Source organism: Paraburkholderia aromaticivorans (assembly GCF_002278075.1).
Classification (GTDB): Bacteria; Pseudomonadota; Gammaproteobacteria; order Burkholderiales; family Burkholderiaceae; genus Paraburkholderia; species Paraburkholderia aromaticivorans.
On the sequence record NZ_CP022990.1, the window covers coordinates 227516 to 248106 of the forward strand.

The 20591-nt window shown below is 64.7% G+C and carries 19 protein-coding genes; 6 read left to right on the top strand and 13 right to left on the bottom strand.

Translation table 11 applies throughout. From position 1 onward, the window contains the following. Window positions 1-3: 3 nt before the first annotated feature. From CJU94_RS20810 to CJU94_RS20835, 6 genes are all read right to left on the bottom strand, one after another. The gene (locus tag CJU94_RS20810) at window positions 4-999 is read right to left on the bottom strand and encodes a sulfonate ABC transporter substrate-binding protein (protein ID WP_095420617.1); all 996 of its coding nucleotides are present in this window, start codon (window positions 997-999) and stop codon (window positions 4-6) included. A gap of 272 nt (window positions 1000-1271) precedes the next feature. Beyond that, window positions 1272-2126, bottom strand: coding sequence for a MerR family transcriptional regulator (locus CJU94_RS20815; RefSeq protein WP_095420618.1), 855 nt, complete (start codon window positions 2124-2126; stop codon window positions 1272-1274). 200 nt (window positions 2127-2326) lie between these two features. Then, window positions 2327-2920, bottom strand: a complete 594-nt coding sequence (locus CJU94_RS20820) for a GNAT family N-acetyltransferase (protein ID WP_095420619.1) — start codon at window positions 2918-2920, stop codon at window positions 2327-2329. A 142-nt stretch (window positions 2921-3062) separates the two neighbouring features. Then, window positions 3063-3344: a hypothetical protein gene (locus CJU94_RS20825; RefSeq protein ID WP_095420620.1), complete on the bottom strand. Its 282-nt coding sequence runs from the start codon at window positions 3342-3344 to the stop codon at window positions 3063-3065. A gap of 235 nt (window positions 3345-3579) precedes the next feature. Then, window positions 3580-4476: a sap1 transcriptional regulator SapR gene (gene sapR / locus CJU94_RS20830; RefSeq protein WP_095420621.1), complete on the bottom strand. Its 897-nt coding sequence runs from the start codon at window positions 4474-4476 to the stop codon at window positions 3580-3582. Window positions 4477-4599: 123 nt separating this feature from the next. Next, complete coding sequence (locus CJU94_RS20835; RefSeq protein WP_095420622.1) at window positions 4600-5487, bottom strand: DMT family transporter; 888 nt, start codon at window positions 5485-5487, stop codon at window positions 4600-4602. 251 nt (window positions 5488-5738) lie between these two features. On the opposite strand from CJU94_RS20835, the gene CJU94_RS20840 reads away from it, so the two are divergent. Then, complete coding sequence (locus CJU94_RS20840; protein WP_095420623.1) at window positions 5739-6266, top strand: hypothetical protein; 528 nt, start codon at window positions 5739-5741, stop codon at window positions 6264-6266. 52 nt (window positions 6267-6318) lie between these two features. On the opposite strand, the gene CJU94_RS20845 is transcribed toward CJU94_RS20840, so the two are convergent. The 3 genes from CJU94_RS20845 to CJU94_RS20855 form a co-directional block, all read right to left on the bottom strand. Further along, window positions 6319-7392 (bottom strand): TAXI family TRAP transporter solute-binding subunit, encoded by a 1074-nt coding sequence (locus tag CJU94_RS20845; protein WP_095420624.1) that lies wholly within the window; start codon window positions 7390-7392, stop codon window positions 6319-6321. Between the two features lie 193 nt (window positions 7393-7585). After that, window positions 7586-8749 carry a hypothetical protein gene (locus CJU94_RS20850; protein WP_244221040.1) on the bottom strand — a complete coding sequence of 388 codons (1164 nt, stop codon included), beginning with the start codon at window positions 8747-8749 and terminating at the stop codon, window positions 7586-7588. A 497-nt stretch (window positions 8750-9246) separates the two neighbouring features. Beyond that, window positions 9247-10782, bottom strand: coding sequence for an MDR family MFS transporter (locus tag CJU94_RS20855; RefSeq protein WP_208645396.1), 1536 nt, complete (start codon window positions 10780-10782; stop codon window positions 9247-9249). Between the two features lie 75 nt (window positions 10783-10857). On the opposite strand from CJU94_RS20855, the gene CJU94_RS20860 reads away from it, so the two are divergent. Then, window positions 10858-11679, top strand: coding sequence for a TetR/AcrR family transcriptional regulator (locus CJU94_RS20860; RefSeq protein ID WP_208645415.1), 822 nt, complete (start codon window positions 10858-10860; stop codon window positions 11677-11679). A 141-nt stretch (window positions 11680-11820) separates the two neighbouring features. On the opposite strand, the gene CJU94_RS20865 is transcribed toward CJU94_RS20860, so the two are convergent. After that, on the bottom strand, window positions 11821-12540 hold the full coding sequence (locus CJU94_RS20865) for a ribonuclease activity regulator RraA (protein ID WP_095420626.1): 720 nt from the start codon (window positions 12538-12540) through the stop codon (window positions 11821-11823). Between the two features lie 490 nt (window positions 12541-13030). On the opposite strand from CJU94_RS20865, the gene CJU94_RS20870 reads away from it, so the two are divergent. Beyond that, window positions 13031-13543 carry a response regulator gene (locus tag CJU94_RS20870; protein WP_095420627.1) on the top strand — a complete coding sequence of 171 codons (513 nt, stop codon included), beginning with the start codon at window positions 13031-13033 and terminating at the stop codon, window positions 13541-13543. Between the two features lie 161 nt (window positions 13544-13704). Here the strand turns inward: CJU94_RS20870 and CJU94_RS20875 are convergent, their stop codons facing one another. Then, window positions 13705-14280, bottom strand: coding sequence for a Fur family transcriptional regulator (locus CJU94_RS20875; RefSeq protein ID WP_095420628.1), 576 nt, complete (start codon window positions 14278-14280; stop codon window positions 13705-13707). Window positions 14281-14426: 146 nt separating this feature from the next. Continuing rightward, window positions 14427-15053: a glutathione S-transferase family protein gene (locus CJU94_RS20880; protein WP_095420629.1), complete on the bottom strand. Its 627-nt coding sequence runs from the start codon at window positions 15051-15053 to the stop codon at window positions 14427-14429. A 215-nt stretch (window positions 15054-15268) separates the two neighbouring features. Here CJU94_RS20880 and CJU94_RS20885 point away from each other — a divergent pair, with 215 nt between their 5' ends. After that, the gene (locus CJU94_RS20885) at window positions 15269-16990 is read left to right on the top strand and encodes an ATP-binding domain-containing protein (protein ID WP_095422720.1); all 1722 of its coding nucleotides are present in this window, start codon (window positions 15269-15271) and stop codon (window positions 16988-16990) included. Between the two features lie 62 nt (window positions 16991-17052). Here CJU94_RS20885 and CJU94_RS20890 read toward each other — a convergent pair whose 3' ends face one another. Continuing rightward, window positions 17053-18000 (bottom strand): phosphoribosyltransferase, encoded by a 948-nt coding sequence (locus CJU94_RS20890; RefSeq protein ID WP_095422721.1) that lies wholly within the window; start codon window positions 17998-18000, stop codon window positions 17053-17055. 234 nt (window positions 18001-18234) lie between these two features. Here CJU94_RS20890 and CJU94_RS20895 point away from each other — a divergent pair, with 234 nt between their 5' ends. Together CJU94_RS20895 and CJU94_RS20900 are read left to right on the top strand one after the other, a co-directional pair. Next, window positions 18235-18771 (top strand): putative pterin-binding protein, encoded by a 537-nt coding sequence (locus CJU94_RS20895; RefSeq protein ID WP_095420630.1) that lies wholly within the window; start codon window positions 18235-18237, stop codon window positions 18769-18771. After that, complete coding sequence (locus tag CJU94_RS20900; protein ID WP_095420631.1) at window positions 18741-20579, top strand: ATP-binding protein; 1839 nt, start codon at window positions 18741-18743, stop codon at window positions 20577-20579. The genes CJU94_RS20895 and CJU94_RS20900 overlap by 31 nt, the downstream gene beginning before the upstream one ends. Window positions 20580-20591: the final 12 nt, after the last annotated feature.

Sequence of the window (20591 nt, forward strand, 5' to 3'; positions counted from 1 at the left end):
GGCTTACTTTGCGGCCAGGGCCGCCGCGACTTCGCGGTTCTTCCAGACGCTGTCTTTCACGGTAATTTTCTGCGGGATCAGATTGGCGCCGTAGAACGCGTCGGCGACGATCTGCTGAGAATGCACGATCTCGTCGGTGACGGGCGTGGTGCCGTACGGATAGCGGCGCACCCACGTTTCGACCAGTTTCTGGTCGAGACCGACCTTCGGCGCGATCAGCGCGGCGGTTTCCACCGGGTGGGCATTGACCCACAAACCCGCGGTGCGCAACTGTCCGAGAATCGCGCCGATGACATCGGGATGTTGCTGGGCGAAGTCGCGCGTCGCTTCATAGAAGTTGTACGGCGCGTTCAGTTCGCCGTAGTCCGCCAGCGTGCGTGCCTTCAGCGCCTGCTGCGCGGATGCGTAGTACGGGTCCCAGATCACCCATGCATCGACGCTGCCGCTTTCGAAGGCGGCGCGCGCGTCGGCGGGCGGCAGGTACACCGGACGAATATCCTCGTAGCGCAAGCCTGCTTTCTTGAGCGCTTCGAGCAGCAGATAGTTGGAGCTCGAACCTTTTTGCAGCGCGACGCGTTTGCCCTTCAGGTCGGCCACGCCGTGCAGCGTCGAGTCGCTTTTGACGAGGATGGCTTCGGCGTGTCGTCCCGAGGGCTCCGCGCCCACGTACACGAAGCGCACGCCGCTTGCCTGCGCGAACACCGGCGGCGGGGCGCCCGTGTAGCCGAAGTCGATGCTGTTGGCGTTCAACGCTTCGAGCAGTTGCGGTCCTGCCGGAAATTCGAACCACTTGATGCTGTAGCCCAGCGGCTTGAGCTTTTCGTCGAGCGAGCCTTGGGCCTTGAGCACCGCGAGCAAGCCTGATTTCTGATAGCCGATGCGTAGTACCCTGGCCGTCTCGCCGGCGTTGCCGCCGGTTTGCGCGGTGGCGCTCAAGGTCGTGAATGCCGCCAGCAAAGCGGCGGCGAGTTGAAGCGAAAAACCGGTGTGACGGGCCATCCTGCGAATCTCCATTGCGTTCGATTGGTGTGGACGCCGTTCGTGGTCAGCGTGTTCCGCGCGTTCGCGATAGTCACGAGGAGAGCTTGCGGAGACGGCTGAAAACGTGTTGCGGCGACGTTCGGGGATCGTCGCATGGACCTCCCGCCGTTCAAACGAAGCAATGCAGATTTGAATATGACGCACCGGAACAGGGCGCAGCGGGCGCGAGCGTCTCGCCGCACCGGTTGGCGTGCCTCAGCACGAACGCCGGCGAGAGCGCGCGCAAGGGGTTACTTCTTCGATTTGTCTTTCTTCGCCGCCGCGGTGGGTTCGGCGGGATGGCCCAGTTTCTTTGCCATGATGGCCGCGACGCGGTCGCCCAGATAATCGCCGGAGGCTTCTTCGAGCGCGCGGTTCATTTCGCTTTCGACCAGCACCATAGCAAGCGGCCGCACGCGCCAGATGGCGTCGACCAGAGCGGGCACGTCGGCGGGCGGAGGCAGCGCGCCTTCGTCGTAACGGTCCAGTTGCCGGACCACCAGATCGACCAGCGCCTTGGCGACCGCGTTGAAATGCGGCCTTGCCACGCCCACGGCGTCGAGCAGGTCGGCAAGCGGAATGCCTTCCTTCGCCATCGTGGCGCCGGCGGCCAGCGCTGTCGGGCTGGCTGACACGAAGGAAAGACCGTCGCGCTCCAGCAGGCCGAGATCGACCGCTTTGCCGAGCGCGTTCGGCGAGGCTTTGTCGCCGAACATTTGCAGCAGTTCGATCAGCGAGTACTTTTTCGGCCGCTCGCGCGACCAGCGCCCGCCGATCGCCGTTTCGAGCCCGAGAATGGAGCGCAGATCATGGCCTTCGTCGACGGCCATGATCAGGTCCTGGATGTTGGCGAGCGTGTAGCCGCGGGCGAGCAGATGGTTGATCAGTTTCAAGCGCGACACGTGCGTGTCGTCATACACGCCGACGCGGCCGCGCTTTTCCGGCGGTGCGAGCAGTCCCCGGTCCTGATAGGCGCGCACGTTGCGCACGGTGGTGTCGGTGACGCGCGCGAGTTCGTCGACGGTGTATTCGTTGCGCGGCGTGGCGCTGGCCGGGTCGCCGGAATCGGCGGGCAGCGGCGGGACTGGAGGCGGCGTGTTGGGCATGGCGCGATTTTAGCGCGGCGGCGCGCGTGGCTGCCAGCGCGCTCGCCCGATGCCGGCCCATGAAGGGAGTTTCCGCGGGTATTGGCTTATGCCTACGGCCCTGCGTCCGGACTATTTAGCGCGGGCGGCTCGCCGTCCGCACCTGAAAGCCGGACGGCGCCGTACACCGCCGGGCCTTCAGATGTAGCAGGCGTAACGTCTCAGCCGCCTCTTTGCGCAACGTCGTCCGGCGAGGTCGAGTCACCCTTGCCGAGCGTGCGCTGCATCAATGTCGTGTCGAGCCAGCGGCCGTGTTTGAAGCCCACCGCCTTCAGCGTGCCCGTCAATTCGAAACCCAACTGCGTATGCAGCGAGAGTGAACCGCCGCTGCCGCCGTCGGCGATCACGGCGACCATCTGGCGCCACGGGCCGCTCTCGCAGCGCTCGATGAGCGCCTGGAGCAATACGCGTCCGAGGCCCCGGCCGCGATAGGCGTCGTTCACATAGATCGAATCTTCGATGGTGTTGCGATACGCGGCGCGCGGACGGTAAGGCGTCGCGTAGCAATAGCCGGCGACTTCGCCGTCGATCTGCGCCACCATGTATGGCAGCCCGTGGCTGCGTACCGAGGCGAGCCGCGTGCGCAAGTCGTCGACGGAAGGCGGCACTTCTTCGAACGAAGCCACGCCGGTCAGCACGTGGTGTGCATAGATCGCCTGAATCGCGGGGAGATCGGCTTCGGTGGCGTCGCGAATCAGCGGGACGGCTTCGCGCGCTGGGCCCGAAACAGAGGGCGCGGGGCAGGTGGTGCTCATACGTGTTCCTGTCGTGGCGATAAGTCTGCGGATACGTTTTACTATGCCCGCCGCGCGCGCGAATTTAAAGCGAGTCAAAAATCGGTGCGACGTAGAGCCGCGATGTCGAGCCGCGATCGGCGCACGGCCAACGTCGCGGCACTCAGTTATGCGAGTACGTATCCGGCTGTGTCACATGCCCGCGATGATGCCGGTGATGCTTCACCTTATGTTTCGATCCGGCTGGTGACGCCGGCACGTGCTGTTCGTCGGGCGGCGCGGCTGTCGGCTCCTGAACCTGCGCGCGAGGCGCGGGCGCGGGACGCGCCTGACCTGAGGGCAGCGCGCTTTGGCCTTCGCCGAAACGGAAGGTTTGGGAAGTCTGGGCGTATGCGCCGGCAGAGAGGGTCAAGGCAGCGGCAGCCAGGCAAATGGACAACTTCATGGATCCTCCTTCTGAACGAGCCGGTGAGGATACCCGTTTTCCTGACAGTCGGCCGCTTACATCGGGCGCAGCGGTCCGCGCCGTCCATCACGCCCAGCCACGGCATGCGGTCGCTGCGCCTCTTGCGGGGAGATTGCGCGCCGTCCCCTGGGCGCGGTCGATGTCGACGCCATGCTTGCCGCGTGTGATCGCGATGAGCCGATGGCCAGTCATGGAGCGAAGAACGCGAAGGGCGTCAGAGGTCGTCGAACTGGTCGAATTCGCTTTGCAGTTCACGGTTGCGGGCCACGCGTTCGTCGAGATTCGGCCCGAGTCGTTCGACGATCGCCGAAATCAGGAGATTGAACAGGCACGTGAGCGGCGCGAGCGAATCCCAGAACTGGCCGACGTCGGTTTTCACCTGCAGCAGATCACCGTCGAATTCGCGCGCCCACGGACAGTAGATGTCGGTGATGAGCGCAAAGGGCAGGCCGCGGCGTGAGGCGGCTTCGCAATAGCGGCGCGCGACCTTCGAATAGGCGCGAGTGTCGGTGACGATCAGATACGGCGCTTCGAATCCCGAGTTCAGCGAATCGACGTACGAGCCCGACATGCCGTCGGAATAGAACACGCGCGGGCGAATGTATTCGAGGTAGCTGTAGAACGCGTTGCTGATGCCGCGGGTGGACTGAATGCCCAGAATGTAGACGGCATCCGCATTGGAAATACGCTCGGCCACGCGCGCGAACACCGGCGCTTGCGCAAGCTGGTAGACATGCTGGATCGCGCCGATCTCGAGTTCGAGCGAATGGGCGAGTGCGGGATTGGGCGCGGCGGGCGAACCCGCATCCGGCGCGGCGTCGTCGTGCTGGCCGGCGGTGCGGCGGAACGCGTCGAGCCGGTCGGTGATCAGCCAGGGACGCTCCTGTGCGCCGCGCAATTCGCGCTTCAGGTCGTCGAGATTCTGATAGCCGATGCTGCGCAGGAACCGGCCGACCGAAATGCCGCTCGTGCCGGCTTGCTGGGCGATCTGATCGGCGGTTTCGAGGCCGAGCCGTTCGAGGTTGGCCAGCATATAGCTGGCGACGCGCTTGGAAGTGGGTGTGAGTTCGGCAAAGCGGGCTTCGACGGTTTGTGCGAAAGCGGTCGGCATCGTAGTTGCGCGGCGGGGCAGTGGTTAGTCGATCATTGGAATGATGACATATTCAACCCGCCGCCCGCATGACGAGCGTCTAAAACCGGCTAAAGCGCGGGCGTGCCGCGGACGGCTCGCGTGTCAGGCGACCGGCCGCGTCGGCGCTGTGCGCGAGAAGCGCCGCGCGCCCGCCACGCAGCCCACTACCACGACGGTGACGAGGATCATTGCGGGCGGCACCTGTTCGTGCAGCAGCAGTCCCGCAAGCAGCAGGCCGAAGAACGGCTGCAGCAGCTGCAGTTGCCCGACGCCCGCAATGCCGCCGAGCGCGAGGCCGCGATACCAGAACACGAAGCCGATCAGCATGCTGAAAAGCGACACATAGGCGAGGCCCCAGAGCGCCGCATGACTGACTCCGTCGAACGATGCGGGCCGCGCCCACCAGGCGAGCGGAAGCATTAGCGGCAACGACAGCACGAGCGCCCACGAAATCACCTGCCAGCCGCCGAGGTGGCGCGACAGACGCGCGCCTTCGGCATAGCCGAGCCCGCATGCGACGATGGCGGCCAGCATCAGCGCGTCGCCAAGCGGCGAGGCGTCGAGCCCGTGACGCAACGCAAAGGCCACCACGGCGCCGCTGCCGAGCGCCGAGAACAGCCAGAACGCCGGTTGCGGCCGCTCGCCGCCGCGCAGCACGCCGAAGATCGCCGTGGCGAGCGGCAGGAGGCCGACGAACACCACGGCGTGCGCCGAACTCACGTGCCGCAAGGCCAGTGCCGTCAGAAGCGGAAAGCCGACCACCACGCCGAGTGCGACCACCGCGAGCGGAATCAGATCGCGGCGCGCGGGGCGCGTCTGGCGAAACACCAGCAACAGCAACAGGCCGAGCGTGCCGGCGATCGTCGCGCGGGCAACCGTCAGGAATAGCGGGTCGAGGCCTTCTACGGCAATACGCGTGGCCGGCAACGAGCCGCTAAAAATCAACACCCCGATGAGGCCGCTCAGCCAGCCATTGGTTGTTTTTTCCATCCGGAGAGTTCATGCGTAAGAAGAGAGAGAACGCATAGCATCGGCTATCCGGCCATGGACAGTAAGGTACGGATCCGTGCAAATCGCCCAAACTGTATCGAGGAATGGAGCGGTACAGCGCGTTACGCGACTGCCCGTTCCAGATGCGGATCCGCTGCGGCAGCCGGGTTCGGGCTCCGTCATCAAGGTCTATCCTATCTATGATGAACCATGAGTTCATGGGATTGGGCCGACCACGTCAGGAGGGGATCATGAGCAAGCTGACCAGCACGATCAAGCATGAATTCATGGAGATGCTTCCGCCGACCCTCTACTTCTTCGTGATTCTCCACATCGTCACCATCATGCGCGCGCTGATAACGCGAGGCTACGACGTCACGTTGCCGACCACGGTCTCCGTGACCATCGCCGCCCTGATTCTCGGGAAATCGGTGCTGATCGCCAACATGCTGCCGTTCATCAACCACTTTCCCCAAAAGCCGCTGATCTGGAATATCGGCTGGAAGACGGTGATCTATACGGTCGTCGCCTTGATCGTCCACTACCTGGAGCGTCTTTACGAGTACTGGAAAGAGGCGCCGAGCGTCGCCGCCGCGAACCGCATGCTGCTCGCCGATATCAACTGGCCGCATTTCTGGGCCATCCAGATTCTGCTCGTGACGCTGATCGCGATCTATTGTCTGGTTGCCGAGCTGGTTCGCGTGATCGGCCGTGACAAGTTCATGGCGATGTTCTTCGGCTCAGCGCCGCCGAAGTCGACCGGTCAGCCCGCCGGATAGGTCGGTCGCGGCGGGCGGCGCGCCGGAGCGTGCGCGTGCCGCGCCGCGGAACCTACTTGCAAAGCAGAAGCAGTCTCTCCTGATCCGAACACGTGGGGCGCGGCTTCGGCGCGGCCTGGGCCGCCGTGGCGTTGATCGCCGCGCTCTTGTTCGCAAGACACGCGCGCAAATGCTTTTCGACCGGCGAGTAGTATTTCCAGCCACGCACGAGAGTCGGCAACTCGAGCTTCACCTGCTTCCACTTCGGATGGCCGTGCTCCTGAAGATTGTCGAAGTTGGCGCATAGCGAGTCGGCAAAGTGATTCAGGTTGCCGACGGTATCGCGCAAACCGTAATCGTAGGTGACGAGAAAGGCCTTGACGGTCAGCGTGGGGACATCCTCCTTGAGCCAGTTCGGATAGCTGGTGGCTCGAATCGTTGCGGGAAAATAGGTCTGTTTGGCGCGGGCGGTTTCGGGCGCAGCCTGGTCGACCTTCAGAAGGCGGATCTGTTGCAGCAATTCGGGGTTCATGTCGTTGAACAGTTTTGCCGGCTGGCCGACCACGATGATCGCCACGTCCACTTTCTTCACGATCAGCGCCGCCAGCGCGTCTTCGTTGCTCAGATGCTGCACGTTCTGCTCGGGAATCGCCTGGCCGAACATCAGGTGATAAAGCGTCGTGGCCGACTGCGCGGTTCCGCTGCCGATCAGGCCCACGCTGATGCTCTTGTCCTTGATATCGGCGAAAGTCTTCAACGGCGAATCCGCGCGCACCACGACGTTAATTTCCTCGTCATAGAGCGGCATGATGAGCCGCAGCGGCCGGATTGCCGTGCCCGCGTCGGCATTGCCTGCGTTGGCCATGTCGATATAGGCCTGGTACACATCGGATTGCACCAGCGCGAGCTTGACGCCCGGCTCGAAGCGCATGCGTTGCACGTTTTCGGCCGAACCCTTCGATGCCACCACTTCCAGATCGATGCCCGCTGGCTGCGCCACCCATTTCGACAGATCCTGGCCGATCTGGATATACGTGCCCCGCTCTGGACCGGTGACGATCTTGTAGTGCGCCGGCTCCGCGCAGGCCAGCGAAGATACGACCATCAACGCCAGCCCCAGCCATCCCCCCACAAGTCTCTTCAGCATGGTCTATCTACCTATCGGTCAGGTTCGTACAGCTTCGCCCGTCAACGCGGGCGAAGCACCAGAGAGCCGGTTTGCCATGTCATGTTCCAGGTGCAGCAAGTGCCGTGTCCGTCTGTTACCTATCAAAGCGCATGCGCCTGGGAGAACGACAGCCATCCGAAACGACGATATGTTTCGGTATCCAGAAGATCGCTCACTGCCTGGGCGCGGTGCCCGCGGCAGGCCTCGCGGCATTCGCGCTCGCGCGGTTCCAGCCGGAGTCCTTGATGGCGCGCTCGCGCGCTTCCGCGCTATTGTTCTCGGGCGCCGCGGCGCCGGTGCGCGGTGCGGTCACGACAGCGTCCTTGTTCGCCGGCATGCCTTGGGGAAGAGGAGCCTGTAGCTGGGACACCTGCTGCGCCGGCGCTTTGACTTGCGGCGCCGTGCCTGTCGCGGCGCGCGGGTTGAGCGGCGCCCACCCTGTCTCGCGAATCACGCGCGCGAGGATGGACTTCGCGGTTTCATTGCCGGAGTCGATTGCGAGCGCTTCGTTGGCGTGCTGACGCGCGCATGGCCACGACTGCTGCGCGGCGCATGTTTGTGCCGCTTGCAACGCGGCATCGCGGCGTGCGAGCAGGGGTTTCAGCTCACCCGCGAGGTCTTGTGCGTCGGAATTGCCCGGTTGCAGCGCCTGCGCGGCGCCGAGCGCGGCTTGTGCAGACGAGAGGTCGTTGGCCCGCAAGGCGAGGCGTGCCGACTGCACGGCCTGTTCGGCATCGCTGAACCTGGGTGCCGCGGGTTTGACGGGCGCCGCGATCGGCGTTGCGGGTGTCGCCTGAACCGGTTTGGCGGGGTTGACCGGTATCGCGGGTTTGTCCGCGCCGTTGGCCTGACGGGGCGACTGGGCCGGCGTGTACGGTGCGATCGTGCCGGTCGTCGTTCTGGCATCCTGAATGGTTTCGCTTTCGGGCGACTGGCCGGCGCTTCCGCTCGATAGATCACGGTCGCTGAATAGCGCATAACCGACATACGCCAGGCCGATTACGACAACCGCCCCCATGGCATACAGCGCCGTGCGAATCGGGATGGTCCCGCGGGTCGTCGCATTGGGCAATGGAGTAAGCGTCGGGGCCGGCGTGTCCGGTGACACGAGTGCCGATGCATGCGCCGCAGCCTGGGCAGCGACGGATTCACCGGCGACCGGCGCGCGTGTTGCGAAGCCGGTATCGTCTGCTGACGCCGGATCGAGGCTGCTCTTCTGTGCCGTTTTGCTCGTAGCGCTCGCGCGGCTGCCGGGAATGACGGTGCGCTTGTGCGGACCCGCGTCGAGCGGATGCACCGCGCCGCAATACGGACAATAGTCGACTTGCCTGTACAATGCCCCGCCACACCGCTTGCAAGGCGTCGGAAAACTGTGTCCGATCAGTGTCTGGGTGGACATACTGTGACCCACCTTTGGAAAACAATGCCATTACGGCATGTTCCGGATCATGTTGATGCGGGAGCAATGTCCGCGGAAATCACGATCCACATGCGCCGGAGAGTCTTGAGCGGCAAGCCCGCGCTTGCGGTGCCGCTGCTCGCCAATATGTGGCGTTTCGATGAGAACGTCAATCGACGATGCTACCTATCCTATGTGCGCTAGCGAACATTTGTAGGTACGACGAAATGCTTCCTGTGCCGGCAGGACGATTGGGCAGGAGGGTTTTTTCACATCATTGGAGCGACGCTGGAAACACAACGAGGCCGGCGCGCGGGGCGGTCGGCCTCGTTCTGCTGTCGTCGTTGTCGTCTGCCGTTCTCGTCCGTCGTTCTCGTCCGTCGTTCTCGTCATTAAGCGTTTGCATCAGGCGCTCGACGGAAGCGAACGCACGATCAGTGCTTGCGCAACGGATGATCCTTCAGCAGCCACGCGAGCGCGAACGCCAATATCACCACGCACGCGGCCGACAGGTACACCGTGTGCAGCGCGCCGGCGAACGCTTGCAGATAATCGTCGCGCAGCGCTTGCGGCAACTGATGGATCGCGGCGGGCCCAAGCGCATGCGGCAATTCGGTGTCCGGCGGGATCAGCTTTCCCAGACGCGCGGCGAGGCCGTTCGAGAACACGGCGCCGAAACCCGCCACGCCGATCGAGCCGCCGATCGAGCGGAACAATGTCGCGCCCGAAGTCGCCACCCCCATATGCTTGAACTCGACGGTGTTCTGCACCGCCAGAATCAGCACCTGCATCACCATGCCGAGGCCACAGCCGAGAATACCCATGTCGAGATACATTACATAGATCGGCGTGTCGATCTGCAGGCGCGCGAGCAGCAGCATGGCGACCGCCACGAGTAACGTACCGGCGATCGGGAACATGCGGTACCTGCCGATCTTGCTGATGACCCGGCCGGTCACCATCGATATCAGGAATAGCCCGCCCATCATCGGCAGCATCTGCATGCCGGCTTGCGACGGCGTCGAGCCTTTGACCACCTGCAAGTACAGCGGCAGGAACGTCACCGATCCGAACAGCGACACGCCGATGATGAAGCCGATCAGGCTGCTCAGCAAAAACGTGCGTTGTTTGAAGAGTTCGAGCGGCATGATCGGTTCGACCGCGCTGCGTTCCTCGTGAATGAAACCCCAGATCGCGACGAGCCCCATGCCCAGCGTGAACCACAATTGCGGCGACGACCACGGCAGGATCGTGCCGCCCTGGCTCGTGAACAGGATGATGCAGGTGAGGGCGCCGGCGAGAAATGCGGCACCCATGTAGTCGATGGTGTGCTTCACGTGGCGAACGTGCGGCTTGAAGACCGCGCCGATCACGACGAGCGAGACGATGCCGAGCGGCAGGTTGATGTAGAAGATCCAGCGCCACGTCAGGTGCTCGACGATAAAGCCGCCGAGCAGCGGGCCGACCACGGTCGCGAGACCGAACACGCCGCCGAACACGCCTTGGTAGCGGCCGCGTTCAGCCGGCGGAATCACGTCCGCGATGGCGGCCATCGTGACCACCAGCAAGCCGCCGCCGCCGAGACCTTGCAGCGCGCGCAGCACGATGAGCTGCGTCATGTCCTGCGCGACCCCGCACAACGCGGAGCCCGCCAGGAACACGATGATCGCCGTCTGCAGCACGATCTTGCGGCCGAACAGATCGCCGAATTTGCCGTACAGCGGCACGACGATGGTCGAACTGAGCAGGTACGCGGTCACCACCCATGACAGGTTGTTGAGCCCGCCCAGTTCGCCGACGATGGTGGGTAGCGCGGTCGAGACGATTGTCTGATCGAGCGCGGCGAGCAACATTACCAGCAGCAGTGCGGGAAACAGCAGGCGGATGGGCGGGTGATCGCCAGCCTGCGCGCCGCCCTGCACCTGAGCCTGCGTCAGCGCGGCGGCTTGAGTCGTGGTCGATTGATCCATGGCAATCCGGCGTTGAAATTAATTAACGTAGAGATTAATATATGCGACATCGCGTCACCAGTCAAATCGAGTGCAATGGCAAGAACTCCGTCCGACAAACAAGCGGTGCAGCGCGCGCCGGATAGCCCGGCCGCCGTGAGGGTTCGCAAACCGGGTGCCGCGCGCAGTCAGCCTGCTGAAGCGGCGGCAGATGCGCCGGCAGAATCCTCGGCAGAAGCGCCGACGAGCGTCGGGGGCACCGGGGGCGCCGCGCCCGCCCGGCGGCCGGGGCGGCCTTCCGGCGTTGCGCGTGGCGTCGAGCAGCGCAACCGTCTGCTAGACGCCGCGCTCGCGCTGTTCGCGCGGCAGGGCATCGTCGACACCACGCTCGGGGAGATTGCCCGTGAGGCCGGCTTCACTCCGGCGATGGTGCATTACTACTTCAAGACGCGAGATCAGTTGCTCGACGTGCTGATCGACGAGCGTTTCGCTCCGCTGCGCGCGGGGCTAGGCGTGCCGTTCCAGGAAAATCCCGACGATCCGGTGGCGGCGATCACGCAACTCACGCAGCGGATGGTGCAGGTGGCCGTCGACAACCCGTGGTTCCCGTCGCTGTGGGTGCGCGAAGTCATCAGCGACGGCGGCTTGCTGCGCCAGCGTATGCATGAACGCTTCGGCGACGCGCATCAGAAGGCGTCGCTCTCGGCTATCGCCCGTTGGCAGAAAGAGGGGCGGCTGAACGCCGGACTGGAGCCTGCGCTCGTGTTCGTCACGCTGTTGGGTCTGACGATCTTGCCGCTGGCCACGTCAAAACTGTGGCGCAACGATCCGATGCGCCGCAATATCGGCGGCGAGGAAGTCGCCCGGCATGCCGTGGCCTTGCTGGTGCAGGGAATCGGTCCGAAGAAAGCAGACTGACGCCGCTCACCGCTCACCGCTCGTCAAGTCGTCAAGTCGTCAAGTCGTCAGGCGCCGGCCCGAGTCACGTGGTGCGAGACGCGACAGCCGGCCAGCGCGTTCCACCGTCGGTTCGCGCTTTCCACCATCAAGTATTCGGCTTCACGCTTTGCGTTTCTGCTTCCACGCCTCGTAAGCGGCCTTCGTCGTATCGTTCGGCGGGTAAGTGCCGGGCAGCGCCGCGCCGTCGCGAATCCGCTCGGTGAGAAACGCTTCGAGTTGCTCCTGTTCGACAGCGGCTTGCGCGACCTCAGCGGCCATTTGCAGCGGAATTACCACCACGCCGTCCGCATCGCCCACGATCACGTCGCCCGGAAATACGGCGACGCCGCCGCAGCCGATCGGCACATTGATATCCACCGCATGATGGCGGATCAGGTTGGGCGGCGCGCTCGCGCCCGCGCAGAACACCGGAATGCCTAACGCGGCGATTGTCGGGCTGTCTCGCACCGGGCCGTCGGAGACCATGCCCGCCACGCCGCGAACCTGCAAGCGTTGCGTCAGGATCGAACCGAACGACGCGCTGCCGCGCTCGCCGCGGCAATCCTGCACCAGCACATGGCCGGCCGGAATCGTTTCGACGCACTTGCGCTGCGCGTACTCCGGATCGGCAAAGAGTTCAAGCACGTCGATGTCTTCACGCGACGGAATGTTGCGCAAGGTGAACGCCGGCCCGACCAGGTTCGCGCCAGTGAGCGCGGCGAGCGGCGCGACGCCTTGCATGAACGTGTTGCGCAAGCCGCGTTTGAACAGTTGGGTGGTCAGTGTCGCGGTGCTGACATGACGAAGCGCTTCCAGCGTGGCGGAGTCGAGATCGGACATGGTGTCGGGCGGCCTCAGGGTTGAGAGCGGTGAACAGCATGGATAGACGCGCGAGGCGCACGGCGTGCGGAACGGCAGCGGTGGAGCTGCCGATGCGGTCTCGCGTACACGATGATAGCGCCGCCCGCGGACGGCGCAGCAACGCACCATGCGAACTGGCCCGCACGACAGCGAGGCAGGCGAGGCACGTCACGTGCTACTGATCGGGGGAGCGTTAATGCAGGCGGCATGAGTTGGCGCCGCCGGCATCGCAACGAACAGGAATGTGGAAAGAGGCGCCGGGGCGGGAAGGGCCGTGTCGAATGGGGTTTGCACGAGCCGCCGCGGCGAATCGGGAGTCGGCATCGGCTAGCCGTGACGCAACGGCCGAGGGCCGGTTTTTCATCGGCGTGCAATTTTGGCGCGTTACCGTGCGCACGCGTTGGCACTCGGGCCATGTTTTACAATCGTGGGCCTGTTTGCAACTCGGCGCATGAAATTGAGTCGGACCATGAACAGCACCATCGCAGCCGCGCAAATTGGCGGCAACCAGCAGAGTGAAACGTTGGCCACGTCTGACGGCCTAACCGGTTTTTTAGAGCAACAACAGAAAATGACTGCAGCATTGAGACTCGATCAGGCCACGATCGTGCTCGTAGAAGACGACCCGGACAGCCGGGAATCGCTGACCTTGTTACTCGAAGCAGAGGGCGCGCATGTCGTCGCAGCGGCGGATGCGGAAGAGGGCGTGGAGGCGGCGCTGCGGTTGTTGCCCGACGCTGTGGTATGCGACCTCGACCTGCCCGCCATGGACGGTTTCTACCTGATCCAGCGCTTGCGTGACCATGAGATTCGCGGCGACCACGCGCCTTCGGTGGCCGTTGCGCTCACAGGCCATACCGACGACGCTTATCGTTTACGAAGTATCGGCGAGGGCTTCCAGCACTTCATGACCAAGCCGGCTTTGCCTGAAGACCTCGTGACGCTGCTGCACGACGCGATCGACGCACGCGCGGCGGGTTGAACGGAATGAGGCGGCCGGTCGGCGGATGGTCGGCGAACACGTGTGGCGCGTTGTAGTCGCCATGCTTTCGCCGTGCCGCGAGGCGCTTGCAGTTTCACGTGCGCGCTGCTTGCCGGCGGGCAGCGCCCGTGCGGTCTTCGAACCAGACTGACGCGCGGCCGTTATTTGACGGCCGCGACGGGCGTGGCCGGCTGCTGGCCCGACGCCGCCGCTTCCGCTGCCTGACAGGCTGAACACAATCCCTTGAGCTCGATTTCATCGCTCGCGAGCCGGTAGCCCGCGTCTTCGATTTGCGTGACCAGCGCCTGGCGCAGCTTCGGCTGATGCAGTTCGGTGACGCTGCCGCATTGCTGGCACACCACCAGAATGCCATGCTGACATTGCGTCAGATCGTGGCAGACGGTGAAGGCATTGATCGATTCGATCCGATGGACGAGCCCCGCCGAGAGCAGAAAGTCCAGTGCCCGATACACGGTGGGCGGCGCGGAGCCGGGATGAATCTGGCGCATCTCGTCGAGCAGCGAATATGCTTTGGTGGCGCGCCCGGAATTCAACAACAGTTCGAGCACTTTACGGCGGATCGGCGTAAGTTTTTCGCCGCGTTCGCGGCAATATTCTTCCGCGAGTGTCAGGGCGGCTTCCTGCGAATCACCGTGCGCGTGCCCCGGCCCATGCGACTGAGCGGCGTGGGCGGGGGCGGCTTGGTGGGCGGTCGCGGCGGGCTTGGCGGTCTTCATGCGTCGATTATAAGGGCCATCGTGTCAGGCTGTGCCGGCGCGCCGCGCGCTGGCAGGCACGAGCGCGGCGCGGCGCGGCAAAGGCGCAAGCCACGCGCGTGACTGCCATGCTGGCCGGGCGCGGCTCGATGACTCAAGCCGGCGGCTCAGGTCAGCGGAAAATCGACGTACTTCTTGAACCCCGTACGCGTTGCAATACGCGAATACCAGCGCTGCAGGTTCGGCAGCGGCGGCCGCTCGACGCCGTCCACGCCGAACCAGCGTTTCGCGTAGGCGCCGATCACGATGTCGGCCAGCGTGAACTTCTCGCCCTCGAGGAAAAAGCGCCCTTGCAGATGCGTGTCCAGCATGCGCCACAGCACGGCGACGGCATTGAAGTCGCTGGCCAGTTTGGCCGTGTCGCGCTCGGCGGCGGGCGTGCGCACCAGCGCCCAGAACACCGGACGCTCGGCGGGTTGCAGCGTGGACAGCGACCAGTCCAGCCAGCGGTCGATGCCGGCGCGCGCCTTCGGCTCAGATGGATACAGCAGGCTGGCTTCGCCGTATTGCAGCACCAGGTAGCGCAAAATCGAGTTCGATTCCCACAACACGAAGTCGTCGTCGACCAGCGTCGGAATCTTGCCGGTCGGGTTCATCGCGAGATAGGCGGGTTCGGTGTTGCGGCCGAATTGCAGACCGGCGTCGATACGCTCGTACGGCAGCACCAGTTCATCGCAGCACCACAACACTTTCTGGACGTTGACCGAATTGGCGCGTCCCCAGATCGTAATCATCCGGTAAATCCTTTTCTTGGCAGTTGGCAAGCCGCGCCCGTCGCGCGGCGTTCAGCCAGTAACGATACACGATGCGGGTGATCTTGCGCGTCGCCGGGCGGCAGGCGGCCGGCTCGCACAGGGCGGGCCGCGCCTGCGAACTCGGCGCCCGACCGGCATTCGGCAACGCGCGGGCGTTGCGTACAATGAGCGCACCCGAATACGACGAGGCACGCATGGCCCGCATTGTTCCCGACGACTGGAAGAGCCTCGCCGCCACCGGCGCGGCGGCCCGCGAGCGCGAAACGCTGGCGTTGCTGGAAGAAGCGCTTCCCGATGGCTACACCGTGTATCACGGCGTGCACTGGACGCGTCTGAACCAGAACTTCTCGGTGTTCGGCGAAGCCGACTTCGTGATCGTCAGCCCGGCCGGGCGCGTGATGATCGTCGAACAGAAAACCGGCTTCCTGCGTGAAACGCCGAAGGGGCTCGTCAAGGTCTATCTGCAGACCGAGCGCAATGTGGCGATCGCGCTCGCGCACACCGTCGAAAGTTTGCACCGGCGCTTCACGGCGGCCTTCGGCGCGGGCACCTATTTCATCGAGGAACTGCTGTATTGCCCGGACCATATCGTCAAGGACGCGGCGATTGCCGGCGTGAATCCCGCCCGGATCGTCGACGCGACGCGCAAGGACCGGCTCGCGGCGGTCATCCGCGAAGCCTTGCCGGCCGATGAGCCGCGCGTTGCCAGCGCGCCGAAAATTCACCACTTCTTCGCCGACGAACTGGCGCTCACGCCCGACGCCAGCGCGCTGCTCGGGCAGGCGGGCACGCTCGTCACGCGCCTCGCCGGCGGTCTCGCAACGTGGGCGAGGCGGCTCGAATTCTCGCCGTTCCGGTTGCGCGTGATCGGCACCGCCGGCTCCGGCAAGACGCAACTCGCGGTGCAGGTCATGAAGGACGCGGTGGCACGCGGCCAGCGGCCGCTCTACGTGTGTTTCAACCGGCCGCTGGCGGATCACATCGCGCGGGTCGCGCCGCCCGAAGCGAAGGTGGCGAACTATCACCAGCTCTGCGACTGGATCGCGCGCGATGCGGGCCGCGAACCGGACTTTCAGGCGGGCGGCGTGTCGGCCAATGGGACATCCCTCGCGGCGTTCGATCAACTCGAAACGATTTTCGCCGACACGCCGATCGGTCCGCGCTGGCAATTCGACGTGCTGATCGTCGACGAAGGGCAGGACTTCCAGCAACCGTGGGTCGCCGCGCTCGAGCGGCTATTGCGGCCAGAGGCCGCATGGTGGTGGCTCGAAGATCCGCTGCAGAATCTGTATATGCGTGAACCGGTCGCGTTGCCCGGTTGGACCACGCTGAAAGAAACCACGAACTATCGCAGCCCGCGTGACATTCTCGACTATGTGCGCGAAGTGGTCGGCGCCTCGGTGCCGGTCGCCGCGGCGCTCGCGTCGGGCAGCCCGTTCGACGGCTCCGATATCTCGCTGTCCGTGTACGACGAGGCGCATGCGGCCGAAGCCAGCATCGAGGTCACCAAGCGCGCGATCACGCAGGCGCTCTCGCTCGGTTTTCGCAAGCAGGACATCGTGGTGCTGTCGTTTCGCGGCCGCGAAGGCTCGGCGATGACCGCGCTGGATCACCTCGGCCCGCATCGGCTGCGCAGTTTCACGGGCAAGTACGATCTGTTCGGCAACCCGGAGTACCGCGAAGGGGAGGTGCTGTTCGAGTCGATTTACCGCTTCAAGGGACAGGCGGCGCCGTGTGTGATTTTCACCGAGGTCGACTTCGAGACTTTCGACGAGCGCATCGCGCGCAAGCTGTTCGTCGGCGCCACGCGCGCGACGATGAAGCTGATCGTCGTTGCGTCGCAACGCGCCGCGCGGCATCTGCATTTGCGCGGCGCGAAGGAGACGAGGGAAGTGAAAGACGGGCGGGAAGCTTAGGGGCCGTTTAAGGCCGTTCAGCCCGCTTGCGCCAGTCGGTCACTCCGAGCGCTCGACCCTGCTCAAACCCACGCGCGCGCGCCCACCAGCATGCCGGTTTGCGTATGCGCATCCCACCAGATCACGCGCAACAGCGGCGCCTGCTGAGCGATCAGCAGCGCCTGCACCGGATCGCTCTCGATGAAATGCGTGACACCGCCGCGCAATGCGGCCGTGGCCTTGTGAGCAGCGCTGCCGGCGGGACTTTCATCGTGCGTGTCGGGCGTGCGCATCAGCAATTGCAGATGGCCGAAGCCGTGCCGCGCGAGCCACGTTTCGGTACGCGCGCGGTCCATCTCCGGCCGGCCGGTGATGATCGTCCGAACCCGCTGCAGGTCGATGCCGGGCAGCACGTCGAAGGGCAACAGGGCATCGCGTTCGGCGAGCGCGGCGGCGAGGTCTTCGTCATAGCGCGCGAGCGGCACGTCGGGCAGCAAAATGCCGTCGAGGTCGATGGCGTAGGTGGCGTATTCGTGATCGTCCGCCATCGCGGGCGACTCGCCGGCTTCGACGCGCGCCCAGTCGTCGCGGTAACGCTCGGTGTAGGCCTGGCGCTCCCACGGGAACAACGCGAAGTAGCCGCGCGCATCGATCGCGTAGTCGGGTTGCATGCGGCTCAGATCGTCCACGGCGCCAGTCAGCGTCCTGACCACGAGGCCTTGCTGTTGAAGAAACGCGATGCAATCGGTCAGCGTAAAACCGCGCCCCGCGATGTCCTCGCACAGCAGCACGACCGAGCCGGCGGGCGGGATCGGCAGCGTCGAATCCCAGGCGACCGTGCGCGTCTGGCGGTCGTAGCGCAGGAAGGCGACCGGTGTGCCGACGGCATGCGACACCATCAGCGCGAGCGGCGCGCCGCCACGCAGAATGCCGATCGCCAGCGTGAAGCGCTCGGCCAGCAAGGCTGGTTGCAGCGATTCGATCCAGTGATCGAGTTGCTCGTACGTCAGGGGCAAAACCGGCTTGGTCATGACTCGTAGGGGCGGCGCGTGGCGCGTGTGGGGCGAGTGTTGCTGGTGCGCAAGCAGCGTGCGGCGCTTGCGCGGCCGCTCTTCCTCGTTTTTGAGACAAGGAATTTTGGCGATATTATGCATGCGGTTCAAAGATCGCGCGTCGGAGTCAGCGGGCAGCGGGCGCGGCAACAGATCGGACCGGGGACTGTTACGCCAGTCCGCAGGAAAATAGAAAACGGAAAAAAAGAGCAGATGACCAAGTCGAGCGCAGGGGTGAATGGCAGCAAACGTGCAATCTGGGCCGCGGGCCTCGCTCTCGTCCTCGCGCTGGCCGCGTGGGGCGCGCAGGCTCAATCGGAGCCTGCGCCTTTATCGCTCGAGGTGCGCGGCAAGATCGCCAGGACGACCGATGCGTCGCGCCAGACGTACCGCTTCACCGAGGCTCAACTGCTCGCGCTGCCGGTCCACGCGATCACGACCACGACCACCTGGACGCCGCGTTCCACCTTCACAGGGCCGCTGCTGGCGGATATCCTGAAGACAGTCGGTGCGTATGGCAGCCAGGTCGAAATCCATACGCTCGACGACTACACCTATACCATTCCGGTGTCGGACTGTGATCGCTATGGCGTGATCGTCGCGTACAGCATGAACGGCCGGCGTCTGAAGATCAGCGATTTCGGGCCGCTGTTCCTTATCTACCCGCGCGATGCGTTCCCCGGCGAACTCACGGGCGCCTCGGGCGATTCGAAATTCGTATGGCAGATCAAGGCCCTCATCGTCAAATAACGCGCCGTCCGTGGCGCCGTGTCCTCTACGTGCTGATCTGGCTGACCGCGCTCGCGGCGCCGGCCGGCGCGATCGGCTACCTGTTGTACGCGAATCTGCTCAACCCGCGCGCCACCGAGCAGTTGACCGGCTCTTACGACGGCTTCTACTGGGACGCCGCGCAGTTGCAGATCGCCTACGCGCGCTTCGAGAATCAGTTGCTGCTGTATCAGTCGGGCGTCGACGACGACTATCAGCGGCTGATGCTGCGTTACCAGTTGCTGCAATCGAAACTGCACGTGATGGCGGGCTCGACGCGCCGGTTGACCACGCAGCTCTCGCTGCTGCAAAGACAACTCGACGAAATCCATTCGCTCGACCAGTTGCTGGGCGGCATCGAACCTGAAGTCGACGCGCTGCCGAAGGACCGCAGCCAGGCCAGCCGGATCGTCGCGCAACTGCGCGAACATTGGAACGAGGTCAACGATCTCGCGCTGAGCCGGCGCTTCGCCGACGTCGCCGACCGCGAAGCGATGAACCGCGATTTCATCGACAAGCGCCGTATGCTGTTCGCCGGCGGTTTGGTGCTGCTATTGCTGTCGGCGGCGGCGACGCTGTTGCTGGTGTTGAACGGGCGGCGCCGCGCGCGCCTGATGCGTCAGCAGCACGCGGCGCTCGAAGCCGAGCACCAGGCGAGCCGCGCGGCGCGCGAGGCCAGTCACGCCAAAGACGCGTTTCTCGGCATGATCAGTCACGAACTGCGCACGCCGTTGCATGCGATCGTGTCGTCGATCGAATTGCTGGGCTTTAACTATCACTCCGAGGCCGACCGCAAGGTGATCCAGCGTCTGGAAACCGCGGGGCGCCATCTGGAAGCGCAGATGAAAGACCTGACCGACTACGCGCGCCTCGGCGCCGGCAAGCTCGAACTGCGTCACGAGCATTTCGAGCCACGCGAGTTGCTGGCGTCGATCGTCGACGAACACGCGATGTCGGCCGCCGCGCGAGGTTTGCGACTCGAAAGCGAGGCGAGCGGCATGGGCGGCGTGGTCGATTCGGATCCGCACCGTATCCGTCAGATCGTCAACAACCTCGTCACTAACGCGATCCGTTACACCGAGACCGGCACCGTGCGCGTGCAGTTGCGGCAGCGGCCGGCGTTGCTGATGTTCATCGTCAGCGATACGGGGCCGGGCGTGCCGCATGCGCAGATTCCGCTCATTTTCCAGGAGTTCACTCAACTGGACGCGTCGCGCACGCGCCGCTTCGAAGGCGCGGGGATGGGGCTGACGATCGTGCAGGGGCTGGTCAAACTGTTCGGTGGCACCGTCGAGGTGACGAGCAAGGTGGGCGAGGGCACGACCTTCACCGTGACCATTCCGGTCACGCCGGTCACCGCCGCGCAGCCGCCGGACGTGGCGGCGCGCGCCGCGCCTGGGGGCGCGCGTCCATGCGTGCTGATCGTCGACGACAACCGCCTGATTCGCGAGTCGCTCAGTGAAATGGTCGCCCACATGGATTTCGATGCGCACGCCGTCGCCAATGCCGACGATGCGCTCGCCTGGCTCGACGCGCGCCGCTGCGACGTGGTGTTGCTCGATCTGCATATGCCCGGGCGCGACGGCTATGCGTTTCTCGCCGACTTCGCGGCGCGCGGCGGGCCGTCCGCGGGCGTGCCGGTGATCGTGGTCAGCGCGTATGCGCCCGACGAGGAGATGGCGGGAGACGCCGGCTCGCGTCCGTTCTTCGAGGCGTTATTGAAGCCGGTGCATTACGAGGAACTCCGCAACGCGTTGCAGCGGGCTTTGGCTTCGCGGCACACAGTGTGACGCGCGGCGTGG